General features: G+C 45.7%; 21 protein-coding genes and 1 riboswitch. Of the genes, 2 read left to right on the top strand and 19 right to left on the bottom strand.

The annotated features are described in order from the left end of the window. Window positions 1–13: 13 nt before the first annotated feature. The 5 genes from FRZ06_17035 to FRZ06_17015 all read right to left on the bottom strand — a co-directional run bounded on the left by FRZ06_17035 (window position 14) and on the right by FRZ06_17015 (window position 5,723). A complete protein-coding gene (locus tag FRZ06_17035) occupies window positions 14–622 on the bottom strand; it encodes a hypothetical protein (GenBank protein QOX64929.1) in 609 nt (202 codons plus the stop codon). Window positions 623–640: 18 nt separating this feature from the next. Then, window positions 641–2,047 (bottom strand): diaminopimelate decarboxylase, encoded by a 1,407-nt coding sequence (gene lysA / locus FRZ06_17030; GenBank protein ID QOX64928.1) that lies wholly within the window; start codon window positions 2,045–2,047, stop codon window positions 641–643. A 232-nt stretch (window positions 2,048–2,279) separates the two neighbouring features. Continuing rightward, a riboswitch (cobalamin riboswitch) is annotated at window positions 2,280–2,469 on the bottom strand. 213 nt (window positions 2,470–2,682) lie between these two features. Beyond that, window positions 2,683–3,255: a 5-formyltetrahydrofolate cyclo-ligase gene (locus FRZ06_17025; protein ID QOX64927.1), complete on the bottom strand. Its 573-nt coding sequence runs from the start codon at window positions 3,253–3,255 to the stop codon at window positions 2,683–2,685. A gap of 120 nt (window positions 3,256–3,375) precedes the next feature. Beyond that, the gene (locus tag FRZ06_17020) at window positions 3,376–4,518 is read right to left on the bottom strand and encodes a 5-methyltetrahydropteroyltriglutamate--homocysteine S-methyltransferase (protein ID QOX64926.1); all 1,143 of its coding nucleotides are present in this window, start codon (window positions 4,516–4,518) and stop codon (window positions 3,376–3,378) included. A 281-nt stretch (window positions 4,519–4,799) separates the two neighbouring features. Next, window positions 4,800–5,723: a LysR family transcriptional regulator gene (locus tag FRZ06_17015; protein QOX64925.1), complete on the bottom strand. Its 924-nt coding sequence runs from the start codon at window positions 5,721–5,723 to the stop codon at window positions 4,800–4,802. A gap of 192 nt (window positions 5,724–5,915) precedes the next feature. On the opposite strand from FRZ06_17015, the gene FRZ06_17010 reads away from it, so the two are divergent. Beyond that, a complete protein-coding gene (locus FRZ06_17010; GenBank protein QOX64924.1) occupies window positions 5,916–7,064 on the top strand; it encodes a S8 family peptidase in 1,149 nt (382 codons plus the stop codon). A 43-nt stretch (window positions 7,065–7,107) separates the two neighbouring features. Here the strand turns inward: FRZ06_17010 and FRZ06_17005 are convergent, their stop codons facing one another. From FRZ06_17005 to FRZ06_16940, 14 genes are all read right to left on the bottom strand, one after another. Beyond that, window positions 7,108–9,909, bottom strand: coding sequence for a peptidoglycan DD-metalloendopeptidase family protein (locus FRZ06_17005; protein QOX64923.1), 2,802 nt, complete (start codon window positions 9,907–9,909; stop codon window positions 7,108–7,110). Between the two features lie 79 nt (window positions 9,910–9,988). Next, a complete protein-coding gene (locus tag FRZ06_17000; protein ID QOX64922.1) occupies window positions 9,989–11,263 on the bottom strand; it encodes a DnaD domain protein in 1,275 nt (424 codons plus the stop codon). A gap of 202 nt (window positions 11,264–11,465) precedes the next feature. After that, window positions 11,466–12,749: an adenylosuccinate synthase gene (locus FRZ06_16995; protein QOX64921.1), complete on the bottom strand. Its 1,284-nt coding sequence runs from the start codon at window positions 12,747–12,749 to the stop codon at window positions 11,466–11,468. A gap of 113 nt (window positions 12,750–12,862) precedes the next feature. Further along, window positions 12,863–13,069, bottom strand: coding sequence for a DUF1858 domain-containing protein (locus tag FRZ06_16990; GenBank protein ID QOX64920.1), 207 nt, complete (start codon window positions 13,067–13,069; stop codon window positions 12,863–12,865). 21 nt (window positions 13,070–13,090) lie between these two features. Further along, a complete protein-coding gene (gene dnaB / locus FRZ06_16985; protein QOX64919.1) occupies window positions 13,091–14,428 on the bottom strand; it encodes a replicative DNA helicase in 1,338 nt (445 codons plus the stop codon). A 120-nt stretch (window positions 14,429–14,548) separates the two neighbouring features. Further along, on the bottom strand, window positions 14,549–14,992 hold the full coding sequence (locus tag FRZ06_16980) for a 50S ribosomal protein L9 (protein QOX64918.1): 444 nt from the start codon (window positions 14,990–14,992) through the stop codon (window positions 14,549–14,551). 103 nt (window positions 14,993–15,095) lie between these two features. Beyond that, window positions 15,096–16,961, bottom strand: a complete 1,866-nt coding sequence (locus FRZ06_16975; protein QOX64917.1) for a DHH family phosphoesterase — start codon at window positions 16,959–16,961, stop codon at window positions 15,096–15,098. Between the two features lie 227 nt (window positions 16,962–17,188). After that, window positions 17,189–17,938, bottom strand: coding sequence for a DUF2232 domain-containing protein (locus FRZ06_16970; GenBank protein ID QOX64916.1), 750 nt, complete (start codon window positions 17,936–17,938; stop codon window positions 17,189–17,191). A gap of 134 nt (window positions 17,939–18,072) precedes the next feature. Then, the gene (gene rpsR / locus FRZ06_16965) at window positions 18,073–18,306 is read right to left on the bottom strand and encodes a 30S ribosomal protein S18 (protein QOX64915.1); all 234 of its coding nucleotides are present in this window, start codon (window positions 18,304–18,306) and stop codon (window positions 18,073–18,075) included. 93 nt (window positions 18,307–18,399) lie between these two features. After that, window positions 18,400–18,831 carry a single-stranded DNA-binding protein gene (locus FRZ06_16960; protein ID QOX64914.1) on the bottom strand — a complete coding sequence of 144 codons (432 nt, stop codon included), beginning with the start codon at window positions 18,829–18,831 and terminating at the stop codon, window positions 18,400–18,402. A 35-nt stretch (window positions 18,832–18,866) separates the two neighbouring features. Continuing rightward, window positions 18,867–19,154 (bottom strand): 30S ribosomal protein S6, encoded by a 288-nt coding sequence (locus tag FRZ06_16955; GenBank protein ID QOX64913.1) that lies wholly within the window; start codon window positions 19,152–19,154, stop codon window positions 18,867–18,869. 109 nt (window positions 19,155–19,263) lie between these two features. After that, on the bottom strand, window positions 19,264–20,637 hold the full coding sequence (locus tag FRZ06_16950; protein QOX64912.1) for a cysteine desulfurase: 1,374 nt from the start codon (window positions 20,635–20,637) through the stop codon (window positions 19,264–19,266). Beyond that, entirely contained in the window at window positions 20,624–21,601 is a 978-nt protein-coding gene (locus FRZ06_16945) for a hypothetical protein (GenBank protein ID QOX64911.1), read from the bottom strand. The genes FRZ06_16950 and FRZ06_16945 overlap by 14 nt, the downstream gene beginning before the upstream one ends. Window positions 21,602–21,675: 74 nt before the next feature. Then, window positions 21,676–22,086 carry a zinc ribbon domain-containing protein gene (locus FRZ06_16940; GenBank protein QOX64910.1) on the bottom strand — a complete coding sequence of 137 codons (411 nt, stop codon included), beginning with the start codon at window positions 22,084–22,086 and terminating at the stop codon, window positions 21,676–21,678. A 290-nt stretch (window positions 22,087–22,376) separates the two neighbouring features. Between FRZ06_16940 and FRZ06_16935 the strand changes: the two genes are divergently transcribed. After that, entirely contained in the window at window positions 22,377–23,378 is a 1,002-nt protein-coding gene (locus FRZ06_16935) for a patatin-like phospholipase family protein (GenBank protein ID QOX65989.1), read from the top strand. Window positions 23,379–23,547 lie beyond the last annotated feature (169 nt).

Raw genomic sequence — 23,547 nt, 5'->3', positions numbered from 1 at the left:
TTTTTCACTTTTTTTATATCTCCACACTTGGGTCGTCTGAAAAGAGTCCTTCTATCAAGGTATAATATCCCGGCGGCTGTTGTTTCATCCACTGAAGCTCAATGCCTAAAAGCTCCCCGGCGGTTCCGCCGATGCTGCCCCCCAGCGATTCAATAAAAAAGCGAATTTCGTCGGAGTATCGACATCCCGCCCCTTCGGTACGGCTGCATCTGCTGCAGACATGGCAGCTTCCTGCAGGAAGAGTGATGCTGCCCGGGTATTTTTTCTCCAGCCCATGAATTTGTTCCACCAGAAGATTCTTTTCCATCAGACAAACCTCACTGATATATTTTTCTTTTTCCTTTTTCTTTGCTCTTTCCTGTTCTCTGTCGACGGCTCTTGCTTTTTTCCATTCTTTATCATTCTGTTCTGCAGGTTCAAAGATCACTCGCTTCCCAAAGAGGTAAAGGTATTTATATTTTTTTCCATAAGCAGAGGGATTGAAATCATAAAGCGGACAAGACCAGATTTGCCCATATCCGGTGTTTTTTTCACAAAACTCTAAGAATCCCTCTCCCTTAGTATAATCTCGGATGTACTCTTTTACTGTCGTTCTATTCTGGAATACTTCCAACTGATACATTTCTCCAGCCTCCTCGCCCTATAGTTTTATTTCATCACTTACAAGATCACCATACTTTTGAGCAGGCTTTATTACGATGACATCACCATTTTCCCGAATCAGCAGAACACCTGCCTTAGGGCGTCCGTTATAATTGGACATGTTTGGAGTACCATAAGCACCCACATTGAGCATGGCAATTAAGTCTCCCGGTTCTGTGGACTCTGGGAAGACCCGATAATCGGGCAGGCTTTTATGATAATCAATATCGAAATACACGTCACCCGAATCGCAGCACGGACCGGCAACCTTGAACGGCTTGGTGGGAAGCTCATTCATCTTATTTGCACAAACCATATGGTAATACCAGGAATAGGTCTTCACTTCCATCAAGGTATTGAATCCGGCATCAATCATCAGCCAGCTTTCGTCAAGCTCTCTCCGCTCCTTTTCATTTTCGATCCGTGAAAGAAGAACTCCCGCAGAAGCGGAAATTTTCCGGCCTGGCTCAAGGAGCAGCTCAGTATCGCGAAACAGTGCCCCACACTCCACTCCGGCCCAATGCTGAACCTTCTCTTCTGCTAGTTCTCCGCAAATTTCTTTTGCGATTTGTTCGATGGAAAGCTCACTTTTCAGCATGGCATAGATATTTCTGGGCATATACTGACTTGCTGTAGGATCGATATAATGGGGAACCGGCAGCCCGCCTCCGATATTCAGCAGGTCCGGTCGGAAGCCTGTGGATTTGTATATCCTTGCTGCCATCTGAAGCATTGTGCGAAGGGCCTCGACAAAGGATTTCAGATCGTAGGTCTGTGTCCCAATATGAAAATGGTACCCCCTGAGTATCACCAGACTTTGGTTTTCCAACGCCAGCCGGACTGCTCTTTCCACCTCATCAAGCGTGATGCCAAATTTCGATTCATGGGTTCCAGTCTCATTGCCCTTTACCACGCCGGTGGAAACTTCCGGGACGATACGCAGACAGATCTTTGCCTTTTTCTTTAATCTACCGGCTACCCTCAGGATTCGTTTCAATTCATACAGAGAATCAACGTTGATAGATTTGATATTATTGATGATGGCCATCTCAATCTCATCCTCCGATTTACTCACTCCGTTAAAGACAATCTGATTGCCTTTGAATCCGGAGTAAAGACCTTTGAAGAGCTCTCCTCCTGAATTGACCTCCAGACTGCCTCCCGCCTTTCGAACGATTTGAAGAACTGCAACGGTTGATTCGCATTTCGCCGCGTAGTGTATGGAAACCTTCTCCCGAAAGCGTCCAAATTGTTCATTGATCTCCTGAACATTCCGCTTCAGCTCCCGCTCCGAAAATATGTACAGCGGTGTTCCGTAGGTATCGGCCAGCTCCGTTAGGTTTTGCCCGTCAAAACAAAAGCAGCCATCCTTTTGCCCATAAATCTTATTATCAAATATTTTCATACATCGCTTCCTCCTGATTCTTTTTGCAGATAGGGGAACCCTCAGAAAAAGCAATTACGTGAAATACGGGCCGCAGCAAACCGCCGCAGCCCGTTCTCTGTTGTGACCGTATAGAAAAAACCGCTCTCCCAGAAAGTCAAAAAAGCTGTGGCAAAAAGCCACAGCCGTATTTTCTGTGATATGCAGATGATTCTTTCAGTACTCCAGACACGATAACCAATTACCCGTGGTGTGCCCCTAATCAGCTTCATGCAGGTCTTCTGGCTACACGCATTGACATCGGTTCTCCTTCCCGGGCACATGCCCAGTGGCTACGAACAGACTACACGCTTACAGCGGCGGGACCGCGCAGGACTTACACCTGCTTCCCTCTTAGCTGCTGATCATTTCTCATCAGCAGAACATCAAGCCTCTTATTCAATTGTTCCTTCGAACCATAAATAAGGCATAACATCCCTGCAAAATATGGTTCGACATGATCGTATCACCACGCTGATGGAATGTCAATCCATAAATTTATAACGGATCATTTTTGGGCATTCAAGGCTTACAAAAGGCTACCTCACCAATCCGGCTGCAGCCCATACCTTCCTCTCATCTGAGCAATCAGCTCAGCAGCTTTGTCCCGACCTGATTCAGTATCTCCTGGCTTCTGTAATAACCACATCGAGGGGAATATCCCATGGGTCGCAGGTAAGGTCTTTTATATGCTGGGCCTCGAAACCAATCGCAATGGTTACCGCATTTTTGCACTGAGGAAGATAGCGATCATAGTATCCTGCACCCCAGCCAATTCTCATTTTTTTACTTCCCTCATAAGCAACGCAAGGAACAACGATCAGATCAATTTCAAGAGGGTTTAAGATTAGGGATTTGGATTCCACCGGTGTTTTGATCCCATACCTTCCTTCTTCCCAGCCATCTTCCACCGTGGGAATTGCCGCAGCCATGATCCCCTTCTCATAGCAGAGGGGATAAGCAACCCTCTTCCCCGCTTTGACAGCATCAGCGTCTATCTGCCGGGGATCTGCCTCTTCTCCGAAGGCCTGGTAGGAGAGAATCGTTCCTGCCTTTGCAAAAGCTGGCTCCGCAATGAGCTTTTCTGAAATGACCTGACTGAACCTCTTTCGAATCTCCGGGTCGAGCGCCTTACGGGCAGCAATTGCTTCCTGCCGCTGCATGTTTTTCTGGATACGATTCTCTTCCATTGCAATCTTTCCTCCTAGTTTTTTCTCGCTTTGCGGGGTTCCGTTTTTTATACTCCACAGCTTCCTGCGATTGATTCGTTCAAAGTCGCTGCAGTGATACGACCCCAAAGTTGCCGCAGCTTATACGCCCCACACTTCCTCGGCAATCTCTTTAATGAACTCCAGCTTCCTCCACTGTTCTTCCTCAGTCAAAATATTGCCCTCTTCTGTAGAAGCAAACCCGCACTGCGGGCTCAAGCACAACTGATCTGCTGGGATATACCTTGAAGCTTCTTTAATCCTGCCTATGATATCCTCTTTCTTTTCCAGCTTCCCTGACTTGCTGGTAACAAGACCCAAAACAACCAACTTATTTCCGGAAACCGACTTTAGTGGTGTGAAATCTCCCGCCCGCTCCGTATCATACTCCAGGTAGTATGCGGAAACATTCTCTCTGCCAAACAATGTCTCTGCAACTGGATCATACCCGCCGGTGGTCGCCCAGGTGGAGTGATAATTTCCTCTGCAGATATGGGTCGTTACCGTCAGGTCTTCAGGAAGATCCGTAATTGCGTCGTTATTCAATCGCAGGTAGAGCTCCTGAAGCTCATTGATATCATAACCGTCTCCTGCCATCGCCTTCCAGAAGCTTTTATCGCAAAGCATGCCCCAGGTGCAGTCATCCAGCTGGATATTCCTGCAGCCCAGCTCATAAAAAGCCAAAATTGCTTCTCGATAGGCTTTGGAGATATCCTGATACAGCTCCTCCCGTTCGCTGTAGTATTTACCGATTTCTTTTTCATTTACATCTCTAACCAGCTCTGCATAAAACTGAGCCGGTGCAGGAAGGGTCTGCCTTGCAAGGACATCATCACCTGCTGCCTCTTTTAAGAATTTGTAATGGGACAGAAAGGGATGCCCTTGAAACCGAACTTTTCCAGTTAGTCTTGCTGAATCCGCTCTCGTCTCTTCTCCGTGGAAGAGGTATCCTCGATCCATCAAAACATGTTCAACCCCTTCAAAGCCCCAGAAAAAGTCCAGATGCCAATAGCTTCGTCGAAACTCTCCGTCGGTTACCGCAGCCAGGCCGATTTCCTTCTGCTTTGCCACCAGCTTTCTAATTTCAGTATCCTCCACTTGTGTGAGTTCTTCCAGCGTAATGGTTGCGTTACGAAACGCCTCTCTGGCTTCTTTTAACGGCTGGGGGCGAAGATAGCTTCCGACAGCATCGAATCGGAACGGTGGAATTTCTCGTTTTGTTGTATTTTCAAATAGCTTACCCATATGATTCCCTCCATATATTAAGTCACATTATTTTCCTAAGGAAGACACTGATGTTATTCGTGAAAGAAATCAGCGTTTCCTTGAATTTGATCTTGCAGGACGTCTTCTGCTCCATCAACTAATGCCACTATAACACGGCGGTGTGTCTATAGGGTAACTTCTATATTTTATATCTTGTTATAGATTATTCCTATATCTTCCGGCCAGCTCTATCGTTTGTTTCTGCAGCAGCTGGCCAGCTCGACCGTTTGCTTCTCCAGCTCCTGGTCAGATCCAGCATTCTACTCCTGCAGCTCCTGGCCATACTCGGTAATTACGAATCTTAATTCAGCCAGATAGGCAGAGGCCTGCTTGCTAAGCTGAAGCTGATGATTGGCAATCCAACCTACCTGAATCTGGTCGTCTGCAAGAAGACGCACGGGGATGATATTCTCTCCGTTCAGATCGGCGCTGACCACGCCGGTGGAAATGGTATACCCGTTAAGCCCAATCAGGAGATTGAACAGCGTTGCTCTGTCGCTGACATGGATACTTTTTTTGTGAAATACGGTGCTCAATATTTCCTCGGAAAAGTAGAAGGAATTATATTCTCCCTGCTCAAAGGATAAATAAGGAAACTCCTCCAGGTCCTCCAAAGTAACGTATTCTCTAGCCGCCAGCGGGTTCTGTGCGCTGATAAAAATATGAGGATTGGCCGTGAACAGCGGATGAAAATCCAGATGGTTTTCCCGCAGCAGCTTATCGATTACTTTTGCATTGAAGGGGTTTTTATACAAAATTCCCAGTTCACTTCGCATGGTACGAACATCCTCAATGATTTCATAGGTTCTCGTCTCCCGCAGCGTAAACTCATACTCATCCGCACCACTCTTTTTAATCATGTTCACAAAAGCATTGACTGCAAATGCATAGTGCTGGGTCGAGATGCTGCAAAGCTGCCTGGAGGGTTTCCGATTCAAATACCGCTGCTCCAGCAGTGATGTTTGCTCCACTACCTGTCTGGCATAACCAAGAAATTCTACACCCTCTGCCGTGAGAGAAATGCCTCTTGCTGATCGCAGAAACAACTCAACACCAAGCTCCGCTTCCAGTTCTTTTACTGCACTGGAAAGACTGGGCTGGGTTATGAATAAGCGTTTTGCGGCTTCATTGATAGAGCCGCTGTTAACGATCTCAATCACGTATTTTAACTGCTGTAATGTAATGGGAATCCCTCCTCTATCGTTCCGCTTGCTACAAAGTTTACCGGATTTCAGCCGGCCGGAATCACTCGTTATGGAAAAAAGAGGGATTCCGTTTCAAAATTATTATACCCTTTTCCTTGAAGATACTGCAACCCTCTCCATCACCATGCCCAAGCCCTGTCTCATATTATGGGGCATGGGAAGTGATAAACTATGTATTTGAGCAAAGGGGATCGAACCCCGGTGATTATATATTCAAAATCAACAATCAATGAGATAAGGGACTGTATTATTGAAAATTACGGGCAAATAAAATATGAGCTCCCCTTCATCAATGCAGTTTCCGTAGAAATTCCGAAAGAAAAGATTACAAAACTGGCAGCACATAACATGGTCGGCTCCATCAGCGAAGACGCCATCGTATCCAAAACGCCTATCAACCCCAGCGCGAAATCCGTTAAAGCAACCTGTGGTAATTTTGAGGAGGATATTGAGCGAATTTACGGGAGCACGGAAAGAGGAAAAGGAGTGGGTGTTGCGATTATCGACACAGGTGTCTCTCCCCACTATGATCTGATCAAGCCTCGCAACAGAATCATTGCTTTTAAGGATCTTCTTTCTAATCGGGATCGTCCTTACGATGACGATGGCCATGGAACACATGTCGCTGGTATCATTGCAGGAAATGGCTATACTTCCGGCAAATTTACCGGAACAGCCCCCTGTGCCAATATTATAGCAATCAAAGCGCTGGATGAATCCGGCAACGGAACGGAATCAGACATTTTAGCCGCGCTGCAATGGATCGTGAACAATGGACATTACTATAACATTCGGGTGATCAATCTATCCCTGGGAATCAAGGTTGAGTCTCCCTACGACGACGATCCGCTGATCAAAGGCGCGAATGCCGCAGTCAGATACGGATATACTGTCGTCACAGCCGCAGGAAATAACGGGCCCGGGAAATGCACCGTCAATTCTCCCGGAACCAGCCCTCTTGTAATTACTGTGGGAGCAGTCGACCTGACACACAGCGATGATGGCTACATTAAAGTGGCTAATTTTTCAAGCCGCGGGCCTACGCTGGCAGGGGACACGAAACCCGACATTGTCGCTCCGGGGGTGGAGATCTGCTCTCTTGACGGGAAAAATCTAAAAGGATATGCCATTCAATCCGGCACATCCATGGCAGCACCGGTGGTTAGCGGGGTTGCCGCATGCCTCTACGCCATGCGACCGGATTTGACCCCGGCGCAGGTCAAACAAATTATCGTTCAGGATGCCATGCCCTTAAAAAGAGAAGACCGCTTTGCACAAGGCCGCGGTCTCCTGAATTATAGGATGTTCTTAAATCTTTAAGCAAACGGAGCTTATCGGAAACAAATGCTCCAGCGCTCATAGCTTATAAATAATTCAACGGATTTTTTGTATTGCCGTTGATATGAACTTCAAAGTGTACGTGAGGGCCGGTACTTCTGCCAGTATTCCCAACATTGGCAATATGCTGGCCCTGATATACCCTGTCTCCAACTTTCACAAACAGCTTGCTGCAATGTCCATACAGGGTAACTTTTCCTCCGCCGTGGTCGATCTTGACCATATATCCCAAGGAACCATTGTATCCTGCAAATATTACTTTTCCTCCATCGGAAGCTTTTATCTTTGTTCCAATGGGTGCTGCCAGGTCAATACCGGAATGAAGCCTTCCCCATCTTGTACCATATCTAGAAGTAAGGGTTCCTCGGATGGGATAGATCAGATTCCCCGTTCCGATGAGCGGCGGCGGATCCTTAGTACCCACAAGCACCACCTGAGAGACCGGTTCGGAGAGAATCGTTGCACTGATTTCTTTCCTGCTTACTTCTAAGCCGTTGTTTCTTACAATCTCAGCGACAACATCTTTTTCCCCATTCACACCCTTAGACTTTACTGTCTGCTCTTTTTTGAAGAGACTGGCCGTGTTCTCATACGTTATTTCAAATGGAATCGTTTCAATATATTCGGCAACTTCTACCGTCTGCACCGTCACAAGGGGTACTATTTGGTTCAGGCTGATCTCCTGTCCAATTTGAAGCTTGTCGGGCGTGATGTTCGGGTTGGACACCTGCAGATCACTCTGCTTAATCCCATAAGTCTTTGCAATTCCCGAGAAGGTCTCTCCTTGCTGCACTTGATGGATCTTCTTTTCCACAGCACCGGTCATCATGTACTCCAGCACTTTATCCCTCGCATCGATGTTCCCAAGCTTTGTCTCTACATCATCTATGGTAACATTCTCTGCAAAGCCCACTTCCTTGTACTGGATATTATCCGCCTGTTTCAGATACGTATCTTGAATTGCACTCAAGATTTCTTTTGCAGTTTCCTCGCTGTCCAAAACAGCAACTACCTTTCCGTCCACGAAAATGCCATGTCCGTTAGCTTTCATATCCCGCATATAGGTAAGCCTGTTCAAGATATCCTCTTTATCATCCAGTTCCTGACCGAACGCCACAATCTTGTTGAATTGGATATCCTCATCTTTATTAATGGTTATTTCAGCATCATATTGGTAGCACAGCTTGTCCCCAATGATATCAATGGTTTTATATACATCTTCCTGATTTTTAACAACACCGAGAACCTTTCCGTTATAAACGTATTCGTAAGCCGTCATGCTGCCAATGGTGATGGTAATTGCTGCTGCTGCTGCTGCCGTGCATCCAAAGCCGATGAGGAACTTCTTTTTGTGTGTCTCTACGAAATCCTTCGATTGATTGTAGATTCTGCTCGTACCGCTACCGATCTGATACAGAAGCAGTGCAATTTTATCGCATCCCTTATCGGTCAGTTCTATAAATTGCGCCATTTTATCGGATAGAACGGCTTCCTTTTTCGAAAGGAAGCGATGTGCTTTTTGTCCTGTTACAGTGAGTCCCAGCTTTTTATCAATGCCAATCATGATCGGCGTGGTTTTAATCCGTATGAAGCTCAAAAACCTTAAAACAGGGGGAATCACTTTATTATGAATAACATCGTTTGTTACTCTGCATCCAATACTACCGGCCCGCAGAATCTGAACCTTACTTTTCTCATAAAATCCGAAGATCATGTCAATGGCTTCATCGAAAGAGGTATTGACGTTAGGAGTAGCTGAAACAACTTCGGCTGTCAAAATGACTTCGTCAGAGACTGTTGTCATGGTTTCATCATCAGCTGCTGCGGGTGTGATTTCAGCTGGTACCATTGTTTCTTCATCAGAGGCATCCGCCAGGACTTCAGAAGCGGCCATAGTAATCGCTGCCACGGCCAGACTTGAGGTCTCTTCGTCTCCCTTTTCCACTGGTAATGTATTGAAACTTTGTTGATTTTCTTTACGTTTTTTTGATTTTTTCTTTGATTTTTTTCCGGTTGCTTGATCTGGGTTTGTAATCGCCTCTGTCTGGGCACTCATAATTTCTCCAAATTCTGTTTGGCTCGAAGCAGCGGGTGCCAACTCCGCCTCAAGGCCAAGGGCTTCTGTTGTTTTGCCCCCTGTTTCAAGACCTGCTGTTTCTGCCAATTCGACTTCCGTCTCAAGGGAAAGCGCCTCTGCCAATTCGGCTTCCGCCTCAAAGGTGAATCCTTCTGTCAATTCGGTTTCGGATTTACAGGAAAGCGCTTCTGGCAATCCGACTTCGGGTTCAGCAAGAACCTCTGAAATTGACAGCTGCCCTTCCAAGGGAAGACTCTCCTCCTCTAGAGGATGACTCTCTTCCTCAATTGGGAAAGACTCCGGCTGTATGATATCAAAGACGGATATTTGTTTGCAATTCGAAAAGACTCCATCTTCTGTTAGCATTGTCTCGTCTGACGCAGAAGCTTTCTGCTTCCTTCGATTTCTTCTTTCCGAAACCCGCTCAGCAGCTTTCGCTTTCTGCCGCTCTTTTTCCTTGTAATCTACTTTCAACTCTGTAAGCTCAATCTGAGAAATCTGTTCCAGCCGCTCGTCGATGACCTTTTCAATCAACTCCTTTGCCTGCTGTCTGTTAAGTCCTGTTAAATCAAGACGCGAAAAAGGGGTACGGGTATCCCCCATATCCCTAATGCTGTTTTCATTTTCTGATATGCTTTTCTCTTTTATATTAAGTTTCTCTTTTAGTCCTGAAGTGATATTGCTCCAAAAGCGACTGTTCTTTTCATCGCTCTTGTTCTTGCTATTCTTCATATGTTTCCTCCCGGTCATCTCACGATGGGGTGCTTATCATATGCAGCCGTAACTCTTTTTTCCACTCCCGCTATTATACCTTTTTTCGCGGTATTTTTCAATCCATTTTTTGAATAGCGGCAAGCCGCTCAGCAAAGCAAATACAACGATCCCCTGTATCTTGTGTACCGGTATCCCTACAAAGGGGGCAATGATACACCATATCCATATAGTCAATTTTAAAGTTATTTTCGGTCATTAGATAAGCCTTCTCTTCGTTGAGGCTGTCAACTCGATATTTCATGTCTCTGATTCTATTTTTGACATCATTTCCGCCTGACAGCATCACCCTGGAAATTTGAAGTCCGATTTCCCTGGACTCCTCTTCAATTTCCTTTACTCTCGGAATTCTGCTATAAACTTCAGCCCGTCTTCCCTCTGCTTTTAACTCATTAGAAGCTCTCAGTTCCTCATAATACTTCATCACCTTGGAGATGGACCCCGTTCCCGTTTTTCCTTCTTCATGTGCCGGCGTTGGTTTATCCACGCCATTGCTCCAAGCTTTGAGAACGCTGTTTATGTAATTGATATTCGGGTTGGAAATCCCCGTTGTTTTTTTGCAGGCATCCAGCACCTTTTCGATACTGAAGCCCATCTGGTCAAACCAGGTATCCATGACGCGCTTTTCTTCTTCCGTAGCATTACGCAGAAAGCCCAGGGCGCGCAGTACCCTTTTATAAAGATAGTGACGGTTATCGGTTTCTTCCAGATAGTCCTCGATCTGTTCGATGGTCTTTAGGCCCTGTGCCGTCCACTCCTTGACAACAGCAGCCACATATTTATGGTTGCTGTGATTTTTCTTCTTCACGCAATAAGAATAAGCATAGACGATCATTTCCGGTGTGGCATTATAATCGTCAATCCAGGACAGGATCTCTGAAGGCTCTTTTCCGGTGAACAGCCTACCTGTAATTCTCTCGATTTCAGAGTACATGTCCTTGATGGTGTCGTCTGCCATGAGCTCCTTCAGTCGATCCGGCACCTTACTCTCTGTTTTCTGGAGTTTGGGTTTTTTCCCATAAACCCGTTCCTTGAGATTGAGAAACTCCACCTGGTAACGGAACTTGTCGCTTGCTTTTTCGTAGTGCTTTTTAACAACACCCATTTTCTCCCAGTAGCTCCAAGCCTTGAGAACATCTTCATCCTCCATTCCCAGATGCTTTGCTATGGTTTCATTGCTCATTTGCAAGTCAAAATCAGCGTACATGATGGCAAACAAATAAACCTTGACATAATCGCCAGGGGCCTGTGTCATGTACTCATTGATAAAAATATTTTCCACGCAGGTATCACGCAGATAAAAGTCCTTGATGATCTCTCTTTTGAAGTTCATATCTCATTCCACTCGCCTTGATAAATTTCGTCTTAATTTTTCATGCTGCGCAGAAGCGCTAGCTCTAAAGATTATAGAAGGTGCCTAATAAACAGACACCCTCAATTCGTTGTACCTGTACCATATCCGGTTTTGAGTTTCCCTTGATGGCGGCAACACCCTTAACCGGTTCCCGGTACTGATCCATATTCACATGATTTGCTTAGAAAATCTGCTCCCTGATAATGGTCTGATCCCTTCGCGGTCCAACGGAAATAATTTTTACAGGTACTCCGGTGGTTTCCTCGATGGCCTGAATGTATGCCTTTGCTTCTTCCGGCAGTTCCTCATAGGTCTTGCAGGCTGAGATATCACTCATCCAGCCTTTCAGCTCCCGATAAACCGGTTTGCAATTTTCAAGAAGATCCAGTCTTGCAGGGAAATGGTGGATCTGCTCTCCGTCGTGCTCATAGCTGGTACAGATTTTTATGGTCTCAAACTCACCCAGCACATCCAGAAGCATCAGCGAAAGACTGGTCATTCCGTTGATTCTAGCGGAATACCTGACCACTACCGCATCAAACCAGCCGCAGCGTCTCGGTCTTCCTGTGGTAACGCCATACTCACGGCCCAGCTCTCTGATCTTATTTCCAGTTTCGTTATCCTCTTCTGTTACAAAGGGACCTTTTCCCACTCTTGTAGTGTATGCCTTCGTAATTCCCAGAACTTCCTGAATCGCTCCTGCACCAATTCCCGAACCGGTCGTAAAACCACCGGAAGTGGGATGAGAGCTGGTAACGTAGGGATACGTTCCCAGGTCGACGTCCAGAAGAGAGCCCTGAGCGCCTTCAAACAGAACCTTGTTGCCCTGCTCCAGGCTTTCATATACCATGACTCCTGTATCTTTAATGTATGGTGTCAGCCGTTTGGCATAATCCACAAAGGTTTCAATCATCGCAGCCTTATCCACGGGGGTACTGCCGAAAAGCTTCACGATAATGTCATTTTTTCGATCAATTTGAGCAGCCAGCTTCTCTCGGAAGGTTTCCTCATCCAGCATATCGCAGGTTCTGATGCCGCTTCTCTCAATTTTATCCATATAGCACGGGCCAATGCCCTTTTTAGTTGTTCCAATGTCGTCCTTGCCTCTAGCCGCCTCATACAGACCATCCAGAACCTTATGATACGGAAATACAATATGGGCACGGTCGCTGATAAAGATGCCCGAAGTATCCACTCCGTCTTTTTCCAAAACCGCGAGCTCATTGAAAAACCCTTCGGGATCAAATACAACACCATTTCCAATGACATTTATTGCTCCGGGATTGAGGATTCCTGATGGAATTAGGTGAAGCGCATATTTCTTGTCCCCGATGACAACGGTATGACCTGCATTGTTGCCTCCCTGTCCTCGAACGACCATATCTGCCTTTTCCGCCAGATAATCTATTATCTTACCTTTTCCTTCGTCTCCCCACTGGGAACCTACGATTGCTAATCCTGGCATGCTACCACTCCTTTTCTATTTATCCTTTGAACTTATTTGCATATTACCCACCTTTGACAAGGTCCATTTAAGCTTTTTCCATAGTTTAGCCTCATTTAACAAGAGGCATACACTCAATCGTTTTTTTCCGCCAGATAATCGTTGAGATCTTTCAGCAGCTGGGTCAGGTTGATTCCATGACCATCTGCAGCTTCTCTGAGATTTTCACTGCGGGCGCCGGGGCAGCCCAGACAGTTTAATCCGTGGCGAATAAAGATATCGGTTATGTCTGGATCCATATCAAGAATTTCATTCAGGAGCATCGATTCATTTACTTTCATTTCATTCCCTCCTACTTCTCGCTACTTCTCGCTTATGCGGCTCTTATCCACAAACCTTGTGTATTTTCCGAGCCAGGTGAGTTCGACGGTACCTGTGGGTCCGCTTCTTTGTTTCGCAATAATTACTTCGCAAATATTCGGTTTATCCGTCGTCTCAGGATTATAGTATTCGTCACGATACAAAAACATTACGATATCTGCATCCTGCTCGATGGAACCGGATTCACGCAGGTCCGAAAGAATCGGCCTGTGATCCGTTCTCTGCTCAACAGCACGGGACAACTGGGAAAGTACGATAACAGGGCAGTCCATCTCTCTGGCAAGCAATTTCAGGAACCTTGACAACGATGAAATTTCCTGCTGTCTATTTTCTGTTTTGCCCTCGTAGCTCATGAGCTGAAGGTAGTCGATTACTACAAGGTCAAGTCCCTTATCGGCCTTTAATCTCCTGCATTTATTCTTGATCTCCATGGCGGTTATGCCTGGTGAATCATCTATAAAAATGTTGGCTTTGGACAGCGAGTCCAGCGCCATATGAATTTGATCCCAATCCTTTCTCTCAAGGCTTCCGGTCTTCAGTTTCTGCATTTCAATTCTGGATTCCATGCTGAGCATTCTCTGCCCCAGCTGATCCCTGGACATTTCAAGGCTGAAGATCAGAACCGTTCCCTTACCCTTAATCGCTGCTTGCTGGGCGATATTCAGTGCAAACGCAGTCTTTCCCATAGCAGGTCTTGCCGCAAGCATAATCAGGTCGGATTTTTGGAGTCCGGAAGTTCTGGCATCCAAATCAATAAAGCCTGTGGTCAGGCCTGTAATATTGCCATCCAATTTTGAGAGTTCGTCAAGTCTTGCAATGTTGCTCCAAAGGACATCCTTGATCGGAGCAAAATCCTTTGACTGGCGCTGCTGGGCAATTTCAAAAATCCCTCGCTCTGCAAAATCCAGCACTTCGGAGGGGCCCATTTTCTCTTGATAGGATTTATCAACAATGTCGGAAGCAGTTCCAATCAGTCTGCGAAGGATAGCTTTCTCTCCAATGATCTTCGCATACTCTGCTGCATTGGAGGTGGAAGGAACCAAGGTGGACAGCAGTGCTATGTACGCCCGGCCGCCTACCATTTCAAGGGATTTTCGCTTTTTCAGCTCCTCCGAAACAGTAAGAATATCCACCGGCTGATTTTTTCGGTACAGCTCGATTACGCCGCTGTAGATTTCTTTATGCATTTCGCTATAAAAATCTTCAGGCCGCAGGATTTCCAGCACTTCGAAAAGTGCCTCCTTATCCAGCAGTATGGAGCCCAGCACCGATTTTTCCGCATCATCATTATGAGGTGGAATTCTTTCATATTGGCTCATATTAAACCTCTCGGGTATCTATGGAAACACTGATTCGTTCCGTGCGCACATCTGGTCGGCTAATTTTCCTCAACCAGCTGCGCACACTCCATAAAATCAGCACTTCTTTATCTTTTGATATTATGCTGAAACGGTAACGTTCAGCTTCGCTGTTACCTCGGGGTAAATCTTAATTTCTACCGAAAAGGTTCCGATATGCTTGATGGGATTATCCAGTATAAATTTTCTCTTGTCGATATCAATTTTATGCTGACTGGAAAGAGCGTCGGCAATATCCTTGGAAGTGATCGAACCAAACAGCTTTCCGCCTTCCCCGGATTTGGTCTTGATGACCACCGTAAGTTCTTTGATCCGGTCGGCAAGGGCGTTTGCTTCTGCCAGTTCCTTTTTCTTATTCTCTGCCTGAATCGCTTTCTGCTTTTCAAGGTTTCTTACATTTCCTTCTGTGGCTTCTGTTGCAGTACCTTTGGGAATCAGCATATTTCTAGCATATCCATCGCTGACCTTTACCACTTCTCCGGTCTTTCCAAGTCCTTTTACATCTTTCAGTAATATTACAATCATTTTCTATACCTCCTATCATGAGCGTAGGCCTCACCACACCCACCAACCTATTTGTTCTTTTTCCGGCGGTGCACTTGGGCTAAGCTCTTGAGTTTTTCCAATGCTATTTGGGCTCCAGTTCCTTGACAAGGGCTACGATGAGATCCAGGGTTTCATCCACTGGAATTTCAATCTGCGCGCCTGCCTTTGTAAGATTTCCTCCGCCTCCCAGCTTTTCCATTATGGTCTGAACGTTAATATCTCCCAGAGAACGGGCACTGACAACCGTCAGTCCGTCTTCGTTTTCACCAACTACAAAGCTGGCTTTTACACCCTTAATGTTCAGCATTTCATCTGCTGCCATAGAGTTGATTACCTGAACGTCCAGGTGCTTGCCCTCACATTTAGCCATAGCAATACCTGTCAATGGCATCGTTGTGCTGGATACGATTTTGGATCTCTGCTTCAGCACATCCATGTCATTTTGGAAGAACTGCCTTACGATGGCTGTATCGGCACCCATCCGGCGCAGCCAGGAAGCTGCTTCAAAGGTTCTAACGCCTGTCTTGATGGAAAACCGGTTTGTATCCACCGAAATGCCGGCAAGCAAGGCTTCCGCCTCGTATTTGTCGATCTCTTTTTTCTCTCCGCTGCTGTACTGCAGGATTTCTGTAATCAGCTCTGCCGTGGAAGATGCATAAGCCTCCATATACGTCAGCGTTGCGTTATCAATAAATTCTTCTGCTTTTCTATGATGATCTATTACTACAAGCTTATCCGTTTTTGTCAGCAGGTCCGGGCATTCCACCATGCTGGGCCGATGGGTGTCCACCACCACCACCAGGGTTTCTTTGTCTGCCAGCGCCATGGCTTCTTCATTATTGATAAACTTATAATTTCCTGTTTCAACCGCCATATTGTACATCTCATTTAGGGATTCATTATAGGAATTGATGATAATATAAGCGGGTTTATTTCTATTTTTAGCAATTCTGCTGATCCCTACAGCCGCACCGAAGGAATCCATATCGGGCTTTCTGTGCCCCATAATGATGACCTGATTGGTCTGCTCAATGAGCTGACGCAGTGCATGGGCCATGATCCTCGATTTTCCCTTATTTCGTTTTTCAACAGTCTGGAGTCTGCCTCCATAATATTCAATTTTGCTGACCTTCTTAACGACAGCTTGATCGCCCCCCCGGCCCAAAGCCAGATCCAAGGCCGCTGCAGCATACTCATCGCCCTGCTGGGGAGTTTTACCGCCAACCCCGATTCCAATGCTCAGAGAAACCGGAAAATCCGCATCGGTTTCAATTTCTCTCACCTCGTCCAGGATGGAGAACTTACTGGCTTCCAGCCTTTCAAAATGCTTCTGTTCAAATATAATAAAATATTGACTGTTTCGATATCTGGTGATAGACGCAGAGATCCTGCCTGCCCATTGTCTGATGGCTTTTTCAATTTCTGCTGCCACAATGGATTTCCTATCATCGGGAGAACTTCCGATCAATTCATCATAATTATCAACAATAATGTAAGCGTAACAGCTCTTTTCATCCTTATAAAGATTTTTCAGCAGCTCATAGTTGGTCATATCGATCCAGTACAAGACTGCACTGTTGTTTTTGTCCTCATCCAGATAGGAGGATACTACCTTATAGTGCTTTCCGTTGTGGGTCACCATAACGGGTTTTTCCACCGGGTCTTCAGTAAAAAATTCAGATGCTTTCAACCCGGTCACTCGATAGATTCCTGCATTGACCAGTTCCGCATCCTGATAGATATCTGCAAATTTTTTGTTGAACCAAAGAAACTTTCCGTCGGCATCGATCATGCACAAGGGCAGAGGATGATTGGAAACGGAATAACTCATCGTCTTGTCAACGATTTGGAACAGATGCTCCTTATACGCCTTCATGGACTCCGTTTTTTTACCTGCGCCTATATTCAGATAAGTTGAAATGCGGTCTTTAAAAGATTTCTCGCCCATTCTAACTCCTATATCCTTCGGTTTGTTTTTCAAATGGTCATGGAAAACGCTGACTAATTCAGGCGGTACCTTTCGTCAAATCAGTACTTCCCTAACTTATGGTCATTGTTGACGCTCACTTTTTATTTTATACAGAATGCCTGTGATGCAAGGTACGCCTGCCGAGGCAAAATCTCTGATTTTGCTTCCATTATTTGCGTCCATTATACCACAGATTCGTTCCTTTTTTATACGAGTTTGGAAAATCTTTTTCTCAAATCAAACACAAGATCGGTAAGGCCAAGAAGGAACAAAAACGTCTGTCCGATCCAGGTTGTGAAGAAAATCACAGAAAATAAAAGCAAGACAAATTTCGGCACTCTTTTTCGGTATCCGAAATAGAAAACCGCCGCAAGCCCTTGAATAGAGAAGATAAAGGTAAACAGCATCTCAAGATTGAACATAATGAGATCCTCGGTAATGATTCCCATGCTTACTGTGATATAGGACAGCACGTAGATCAAAAGTGAACCCAGCACGATGTTTTTCGGAAGGGAAAACGTTCTGAAGGGAGGGAGCAGCGAAACCTTCTTTTTGCCTACCTTACTGAGAACCCTGGAAATTACCGCATAATTCAGATATGCGATGACGATGCAGAAGACAATAATAATCCCCGGCACTGCAAGGGTAGTAATCTCCTTCATCCTATCCATGGCAAGCTGCATGGAAGCCGGCTCAAGCTCCTTTATGCCCATGGCATAGTAGCTGGGAAGCTGCATATTTTCAAAATTGACTTGATTCAAAGCGTTTTTCAGCGCTTGTAAATAGGATAGACCTGTCATGGACCAGAATGCCAGAAACAAAAGGCTTACGCCTGTTATCGCACTCATAGAACCTTCCAGAATTCCACGGTAGGCATTCCGTCCGGTCAGCATATATCTCATCATGACGGGGATCGGCATAACTATCATGATTAGTAACGTGATCAGGGTGTACATTCAAATCCCCCTTTTGCAAATTTCACATGAATAAACTCGGCTTTATAAAACTCATAGCCGGCTGTATATTTTTAAAATGTACGCTTGAACAAAAAGAAGCGATTGCTCGCTTCTTCCTCTTCTTACGCTTAAGCTTAGTCTGCTGTATAAGGCAGTAAAGCAACAATTCTTGCTCTCTTGATTGCCTTCGTAACTTCTCTCTGATGAATTGCACAGGTTCCTGTGATTCTCTTAGGAAGAATCTTACCTCGGTCAGTTACGTACTTTCTCAATTTGTCTACTTCTTTATAATCTATGGTCTCTGTTTTATCAGCGCAGAACTGGCATACTTTTCTTCTTCTCATGCCACTACGTTTTCTGTCCATCATGACTTTTTACCTCCTGTTTTAATAACGCATAAACAGAAAATTTTCACTGAAAATTTCCGTTCCTATGAGCGTTTTAGCGGGGCAAGCGCCTCGTTAAAATGGTATATCATCGTCATCCTCGAGGGCTTGGAACCCTTCCGGAATCTCTGGGAAACCCTTGGACTCCGGTCTGTCGAATCCGAAACCGGACTCTCCTCCCATGCCGGAACCCTTGTCGCCCCTGTCTAAAAATTCAACTCTGTCCGCAACGACGTCAGTGGTATATACAGTAGCGCCCTCTTTATTTTTATAGCTTCCGGTCTGAATTCTTCCCTGTACGCCCGCAAGCCTTCCCTTTGCCAAAAACTTTTCACAATTCTCAGCCTGCTTTCCAAATACGGTAATCCGTATAAAATCCGCCTGCTTGTCTTTTGCGAAAGGACGATCCACCGCAAGTGTAAATGTGGCAACCGCGTTTTGGCTTTCAGGAATATATCGTAATTCAGGGTCTTTGGTCAATCTGCCAATCAATACAACGTTATTCATAATGTATTACCACCCCTCCTGCTTCCAAATAATTTCTATTTCTCGTCTTTATTGATTATAATGTGTCTGATAACCGAATCGGAAATCTTCAATCTTCTGTCGAGTTCTTTTGGAAGTTCGGAGCTGCCTGTGAATTCGATCACTGTATAGTATCCTTCGTTTTTCTTATTGATCGGATACGCAAGCTTTCTGTTTCCCCAGATATTTACTTTTCCCACTTCGCCATCGGCAGAAATGATTTCCTTCACCATTTCAACTGTAGCTGCTTTTTTCTCTTCGTCTAAAGCCGCTTCAATGATGAACATAACTTCATAATTGTTCATTTTTTTCACCTCCCTGTGGACTAAATGGCTCTTTTCAAGAAAGAGCAGAGAGCAATAGTTTTGTCTGATGCAAAATCCAATGCTTTTCTAGTATACCATAAAAAAATAATTATGCAAGAAAAAATTGACGAGCGGTTGGGCCAGATGTGTCTCCATGCGCGCTTCTCCCAGACGCTCTTTCGTCAGTGATTGCCCGATGAATTCCAATCAAAACAGAAACCAGTCGGTCAATTTCTTCCTTTGTGTTATAAAACGCAAGCGATGGCCGAACGGTACTTTCCAATCCAAATCGTCTTAAGATTGGCTGGGCACAGTGGTGACCGGTCCGCACTGCGATGCCTTCTTCGTTTAGGGCCTTTCCCACGAGTTCGCCCGGAATATTTTCTATGATAAAGGATAAAATCGAGGTTTTTGCCTCCGCCGTGCCTATGGGAATCAGGTTCTGCACTTCTTTGAGCCGCTTCATCGCATATTCTGTCAATTCATGTTCATATCGGGAAATCCGCTCCATGCCGATGCTGCTTACGTAATCCAATGCGGCTCCCAGAGCAGCGGCGTCTCCGATGCTGCCGGTTCCTGCCTCAAACCGCTCAGGAGCCTCCTGATACCTGGTCTTTTCAAAGGTAACATCTGCAATCATATTTCCACCACCCTGATAGGGAGGAAGCTGGCGGAGAATTTCTCCCTTGCCGTACAGGACGCCAATTCCCGTGGGACCGTAAATCTTATGCCCTGAGAAAGCATAGAAGTCGCAACCCAGCTCCTGCACATCCACAGGAAGATGGGACACTGCCTGCGCGCCGTCAACCAGAACCCTAATTCCGTGGGCATGGGCGATGCGAATCATTTCCTTTACCGGAACCACCGTACCCAGCGCATTGGAAACGTGAGTCAGCGACACCAGCTTGGTTCTCCTGCAGAACAGCTTCTCATATTCTTCCAAAATGACCTGTCCCGTTTCATCCACCGGCACCACCCGGAGAAAGGCACCCCGTTCTTCACAAAGCTGCTGCCAGGGCACAATATTGGCATGGTGTTCCAGATGGGTGACAATCAGCTCATCTCCCAAGCCGATCTCTCTGCTCCCGTAGGTTTGCGCTACTAGATTAATTGCCTCCGTAGCGCCACGCACAAAGACGATCTCCTTGGAATCTTTTGCATGTAGAAAGCGGGCAGCGGCTTTTCTGGCATCTTCATAAGCATCGGTTGCACGTGCCGCAAGAGTATGAGCTCCTCGGTGGACATTAGAATTTTCATGCTGGTAGAACTCCGTAAGCCGGTCAATGACACACTGTGGCTTTTGGGTTGTAGCCGCATTGTCAAGCCAAACAAGCTGCTTTCCATTAATGCGTTCGGACAAAATCGGAAAATCTCTCCGAATCAGGTGAACGGGAAATCCCCCATTGCAATCCTCACCGTTGCCGCGATTCGCAAGAGACGGAATTGCACTCAGAGCCCACCCTTGCCAATCACTTATAATCATAGTAATTTCCGATCTCTACGTTTTCAAGGACGCCTACGGCATCTTTGGAAAGGATACAGGCGGAGCTGTAAAGCAACAGCAGGTAGGAGCCGATGCCCTGATTATCAATGCCCATGAAACGTACAGACAACCCTTTGGACTGCTCGCCCGGAAGTCCCGCCTGATAGAGGCCGATGACGCCCTGTTTCTCTTCTCCTGTTCGGATCAAAAGAATGTTGGTTTTTCCAGTTTTATCGGCTGTGTCAAGCTTTCCGTCTATGAGCATTTTATTGGAGGGAATCAGCGGTATGCCTCTCCAAGAGATGAAAGGTGAACCATGAAGTGATACAGTCGCCGGCGGAACTCCCCTCCTTGTGCATTCTCTTCCGAATGCTGCTATTGCTTTGGGGTGGGCCAGGAAAAAGGAGGGCTCCTTCCAAACCTTGGTGATCAGCTCATCCAAATCATCCGGGGTTGGATAACCGTTTCTTGGCTGAATTCTCTGGCATTTTGCGGCATTTTTCAAAAGCCCGTAATCACTGCTGTTGATGATTTCGTATTCCTGGCGCTCCCTGAGGCATTCAACGGAAAGACGAAGCTGCTCCTCGCTCTGGTCATAGGGCTTGCTGTAGATATCAGATACCTGGGTGCTGATTTTCACAATAGCAGAGATGGAGTTCAGGACATATTCTCTTGGATTTGTCTCATAGTCCACAAACCCCTCCGGAATAAACTGATATCCTACCTCCTGGTTCAGCATATCCAGCGGCGAATCTCCTTCTTTCACCTTGTTCAGACGGAAGATGCCATTGTCCAGCGGCTTCCATTCCAGCATTCTGGACAGCCACCTTGGGGTAACAGATTCCAGCTGTGGAACCGTCTTTGTAATATCAGCCAGCTGATATGCTGCCTCTGACGTCAAAAAATCTATTTTTTTGTTTGCATCAGTAAAACCTGCTTGCCCCTGTCTTATTTGTTCGGACATTAAAATTCCTCCTTTACCATTATTTCCTTAGTAGTATGGTTAAAGGAGGCTCATTCTAAACATATAGATCGATTTTATGAGAGCTTCTTTCCGCATTTTGAGCAGTAGAGGTGTTCCCGTTCGGCCTCAGAACCGCAATAGGGACAAAACCGTCTGCCTGCCGTATCTGCCGGGGTCTCTTTTCTTTGAGAGATATGGCTATCGTCCCGCCTGCTGCGCCCAAAGTAATCGTTCAGCGGATCCGGCTCTTCGGAACTGCTGGTAATATCATATTCGGAAAATCGGTTCTCTCCTGTGGCGTTTTTATAGTTATAGACTGCCTGACCGATCCCCATCAGAACAAAAACGACACCAAACAATGCGAAGAAAATTGGTGCCCCCATGGATATGGCAGAGAGCGTCCATATGACACCAAAGATTGCTGCTGCGGCAGATCCGATGGCACTCATCATTGACGGTCCTCTTCCAGGTTTTATACTTTTCATGGCGTTTTCCCCCTTACTTGCTTCTATCCTTCAGTTGCCGATAACATCACTTCCATCATTGTATCATAGTTGAATTCACGCCGCCACAGCTTCCTTTTGCGTCCTGTACCTTTTGAGTTCTTGCAGCTGAATCCTTTCATCTGGGTCAATTCCGCATATCGCAGGAGTTAATTTAATATATTATGAAAACGCTGATTTAATGGGGTGTGCATATGGTCGAGGAAATGATTGGAACAACATTTCCTAAGATGAATAGTTTATCAAAAGCCGTAATCCATGGAGGTGATGCAATGTTTTACAAGCCGTCGAATCTGGTGTTTGAAGGGGGAGGCGTTCTGGGAATCGCATATCTTGGGGTACTGCAGTATCTGGAGGATAACGGTCTGCTTCTGAATCTAAGGCGAACGGCAGGTACTTCTGCCGGTGCCATAACCGCCTGTCTCACCAGCCTGAATCTTCCATTCGAAGAACTCAAGAAGATGGCAGACTCTCTCGATTTCAGGCAGGTTCCTGAAAAAAGTACATTTCCCGACCTGATGAAACTACCGGAACCCATTAATAATGAGCTGGAGAAGATGTTTGGGGACTACGAAAGTGTTTACCGGCTGATGAATAATTATGGGTGGTTTTCAAGCCAGTATTTTTACCAGTGGATTCAGAGTCAGATCAATTCTCAATTTATTTGTGATAAAAAACCCCCGCCCTACACCTTTACAGATTTTCGTAATCCGGCAATCCATAAGGATCAGAGGCCTTTCTTCGATCTTTATGTAATCGGAACCAATCTGTCCTATCGCTCCTCCTGCATTTTTTCATATGAGACAACACCAAACATGGAAGTAGCGGAAGCTGTCCGGATATCCATGTCCATACCACTATTTTTTGAAGCAGTGAAAACCGGCTGCGGAGCAATGAGTGATACTGACAAGTTCAACGTCTTCTGTGATGGAGGCGTCATGTGGAACTACCCGATCAATCTATTCGATTCTGATCCGTTCCAAGCACTGCCCGGTCAGGAGCTTGGCAATATCACCCTTGGCGCAAGGTTTCTGAGCAAAACAGAATATTATGAGATCAGCAATTTGCTGGATTATATCAAGAACCTTTACCTTTCTCAGCTCAGAATCCAGCAGAACCTCTTTGATCACAATCCTCTGGATATCAATCGGTCAATTCAGATTGATACGGGAGATATCTCCCCAATCGATTTTGATATTAGTGTGGGAGATACGAACTATCAATTTTTATATCATCAGGGCTATCTCGCTGCCATGGATTTTTTCTCAAAATAATTTTTGAGGCCATATCACACTTTTTAGGCAGCCTACATAGTATATAGAGAAATGACCGCTAATCCTCTTTAGCTTCATTAGATCTTTTCAAAATACAATTAAATAATAACTTTATAAACACCTCAAGTTTTTTCGCGCCTGCAGCAATGCAGGCGCTTTTGTTTCTTCT

This window comes from Clostridiales bacterium, assembly GCA_015243575.1.
Taxonomy (GTDB): Bacteria; Bacillota; Clostridia; order Peptostreptococcales; family Anaerovoracaceae; genus Anoxybacterium; species Anoxybacterium hadale.
This window is presented reverse-complemented; position numbering and strand designations above follow the sequence as displayed.

What these genes read in the sequence shown, in the direction of transcription:
- FRZ06_17035 (QOX64929.1), bottom strand. Translation starts at nt 622, where the DNA reads ATGTATCAGTTGGAAGTATTCCAGAATAGAACGACAGTAAAAGAGTAC.
- lysA (QOX64928.1), bottom strand. Translation starts at nt 2,047, where the DNA reads ATGAAAATATTTGATAATAAGATTTATGGGCAAAAGGATGGCTGCTTT.
- FRZ06_17025 (QOX64927.1), bottom strand. Translation starts at nt 3,255, where the DNA reads ATGGAAGAGAATCGTATCCAGAAAAACATGCAGCGGCAGGAAGCAATT.
- FRZ06_17020 (QOX64926.1), bottom strand. Translation starts at nt 4,518, where the DNA reads ATGGGTAAGCTATTTGAAAATACAACAAAACGAGAAATTCCACCGTTC.
- FRZ06_17010 (QOX64924.1), top strand. Translation starts at nt 5,916, where the DNA reads ATGTATTTGAGCAAAGGGGATCGAACCCCGGTGATTATATATTCAAAA.
- FRZ06_17005 (QOX64923.1), bottom strand. Translation starts at nt 9,909, where the DNA reads ATGACCGGGAGGAAACATATGAAGAATAGCAAGAACAAGAGCGATGAA.
- FRZ06_17000 (QOX64922.1), bottom strand. Translation starts at nt 11,263, where the DNA reads ATGAACTTCAAAAGAGAGATCATCAAGGACTTTTATCTGCGTGATACC.
- FRZ06_16995 (QOX64921.1), bottom strand. Translation starts at nt 12,749, where the DNA reads ATGCCAGGATTAGCAATCGTAGGTTCCCAGTGGGGAGACGAAGGAAAA.
- FRZ06_16990 (QOX64920.1), bottom strand. Translation starts at nt 13,069, where the DNA reads ATGAAAGTAAATGAATCGATGCTCCTGAATGAAATTCTTGATATGGAT.
- dnaB (QOX64919.1), bottom strand. Translation starts at nt 14,428, where the DNA reads ATGAGCCAATATGAAAGAATTCCACCTCATAATGATGATGCGGAAAAA.
- FRZ06_16980 (QOX64918.1), bottom strand. Translation starts at nt 14,992, where the DNA reads ATGATTGTAATATTACTGAAAGATGTAAAAGGACTTGGAAAGACCGGA.
- FRZ06_16975 (QOX64917.1), bottom strand. Translation starts at nt 16,961, where the DNA reads ATGGGCGAGAAATCTTTTAAAGACCGCATTTCAACTTATCTGAATATA.
- FRZ06_16970 (QOX64916.1), bottom strand. Translation starts at nt 17,938, where the DNA reads ATGTACACCCTGATCACGTTACTAATCATGATAGTTATGCCGATCCCC.
- rpsR (QOX64915.1), bottom strand. Translation starts at nt 18,306, where the DNA reads ATGATGGACAGAAAACGTAGTGGCATGAGAAGAAGAAAAGTATGCCAG.
- FRZ06_16960 (QOX64914.1), bottom strand. Translation starts at nt 18,831, where the DNA reads ATGAATAACGTTGTATTGATTGGCAGATTGACCAAAGACCCTGAATTA.
- FRZ06_16955 (QOX64913.1), bottom strand. Translation starts at nt 19,154, where the DNA reads ATGAACAATTATGAAGTTATGTTCATCATTGAAGCGGCTTTAGACGAA.
- FRZ06_16950 (QOX64912.1), bottom strand. Translation starts at nt 20,637, where the DNA reads ATGATTATAAGTGATTGGCAAGGGTGGGCTCTGAGTGCAATTCCGTCT.
- FRZ06_16945 (QOX64911.1), bottom strand. Translation starts at nt 21,601, where the DNA reads ATGTCCGAACAAATAAGACAGGGGCAAGCAGGTTTTACTGATGCAAAC.
- FRZ06_16940 (QOX64910.1), bottom strand. Translation starts at nt 22,086, where the DNA reads ATGAAAAGTATAAAACCTGGAAGAGGACCGTCAATGATGAGTGCCATC.
- FRZ06_16935 (QOX65989.1), top strand. Translation starts at nt 22,377, where the DNA reads ATGTTTTACAAGCCGTCGAATCTGGTGTTTGAAGGGGGAGGCGTTCTG.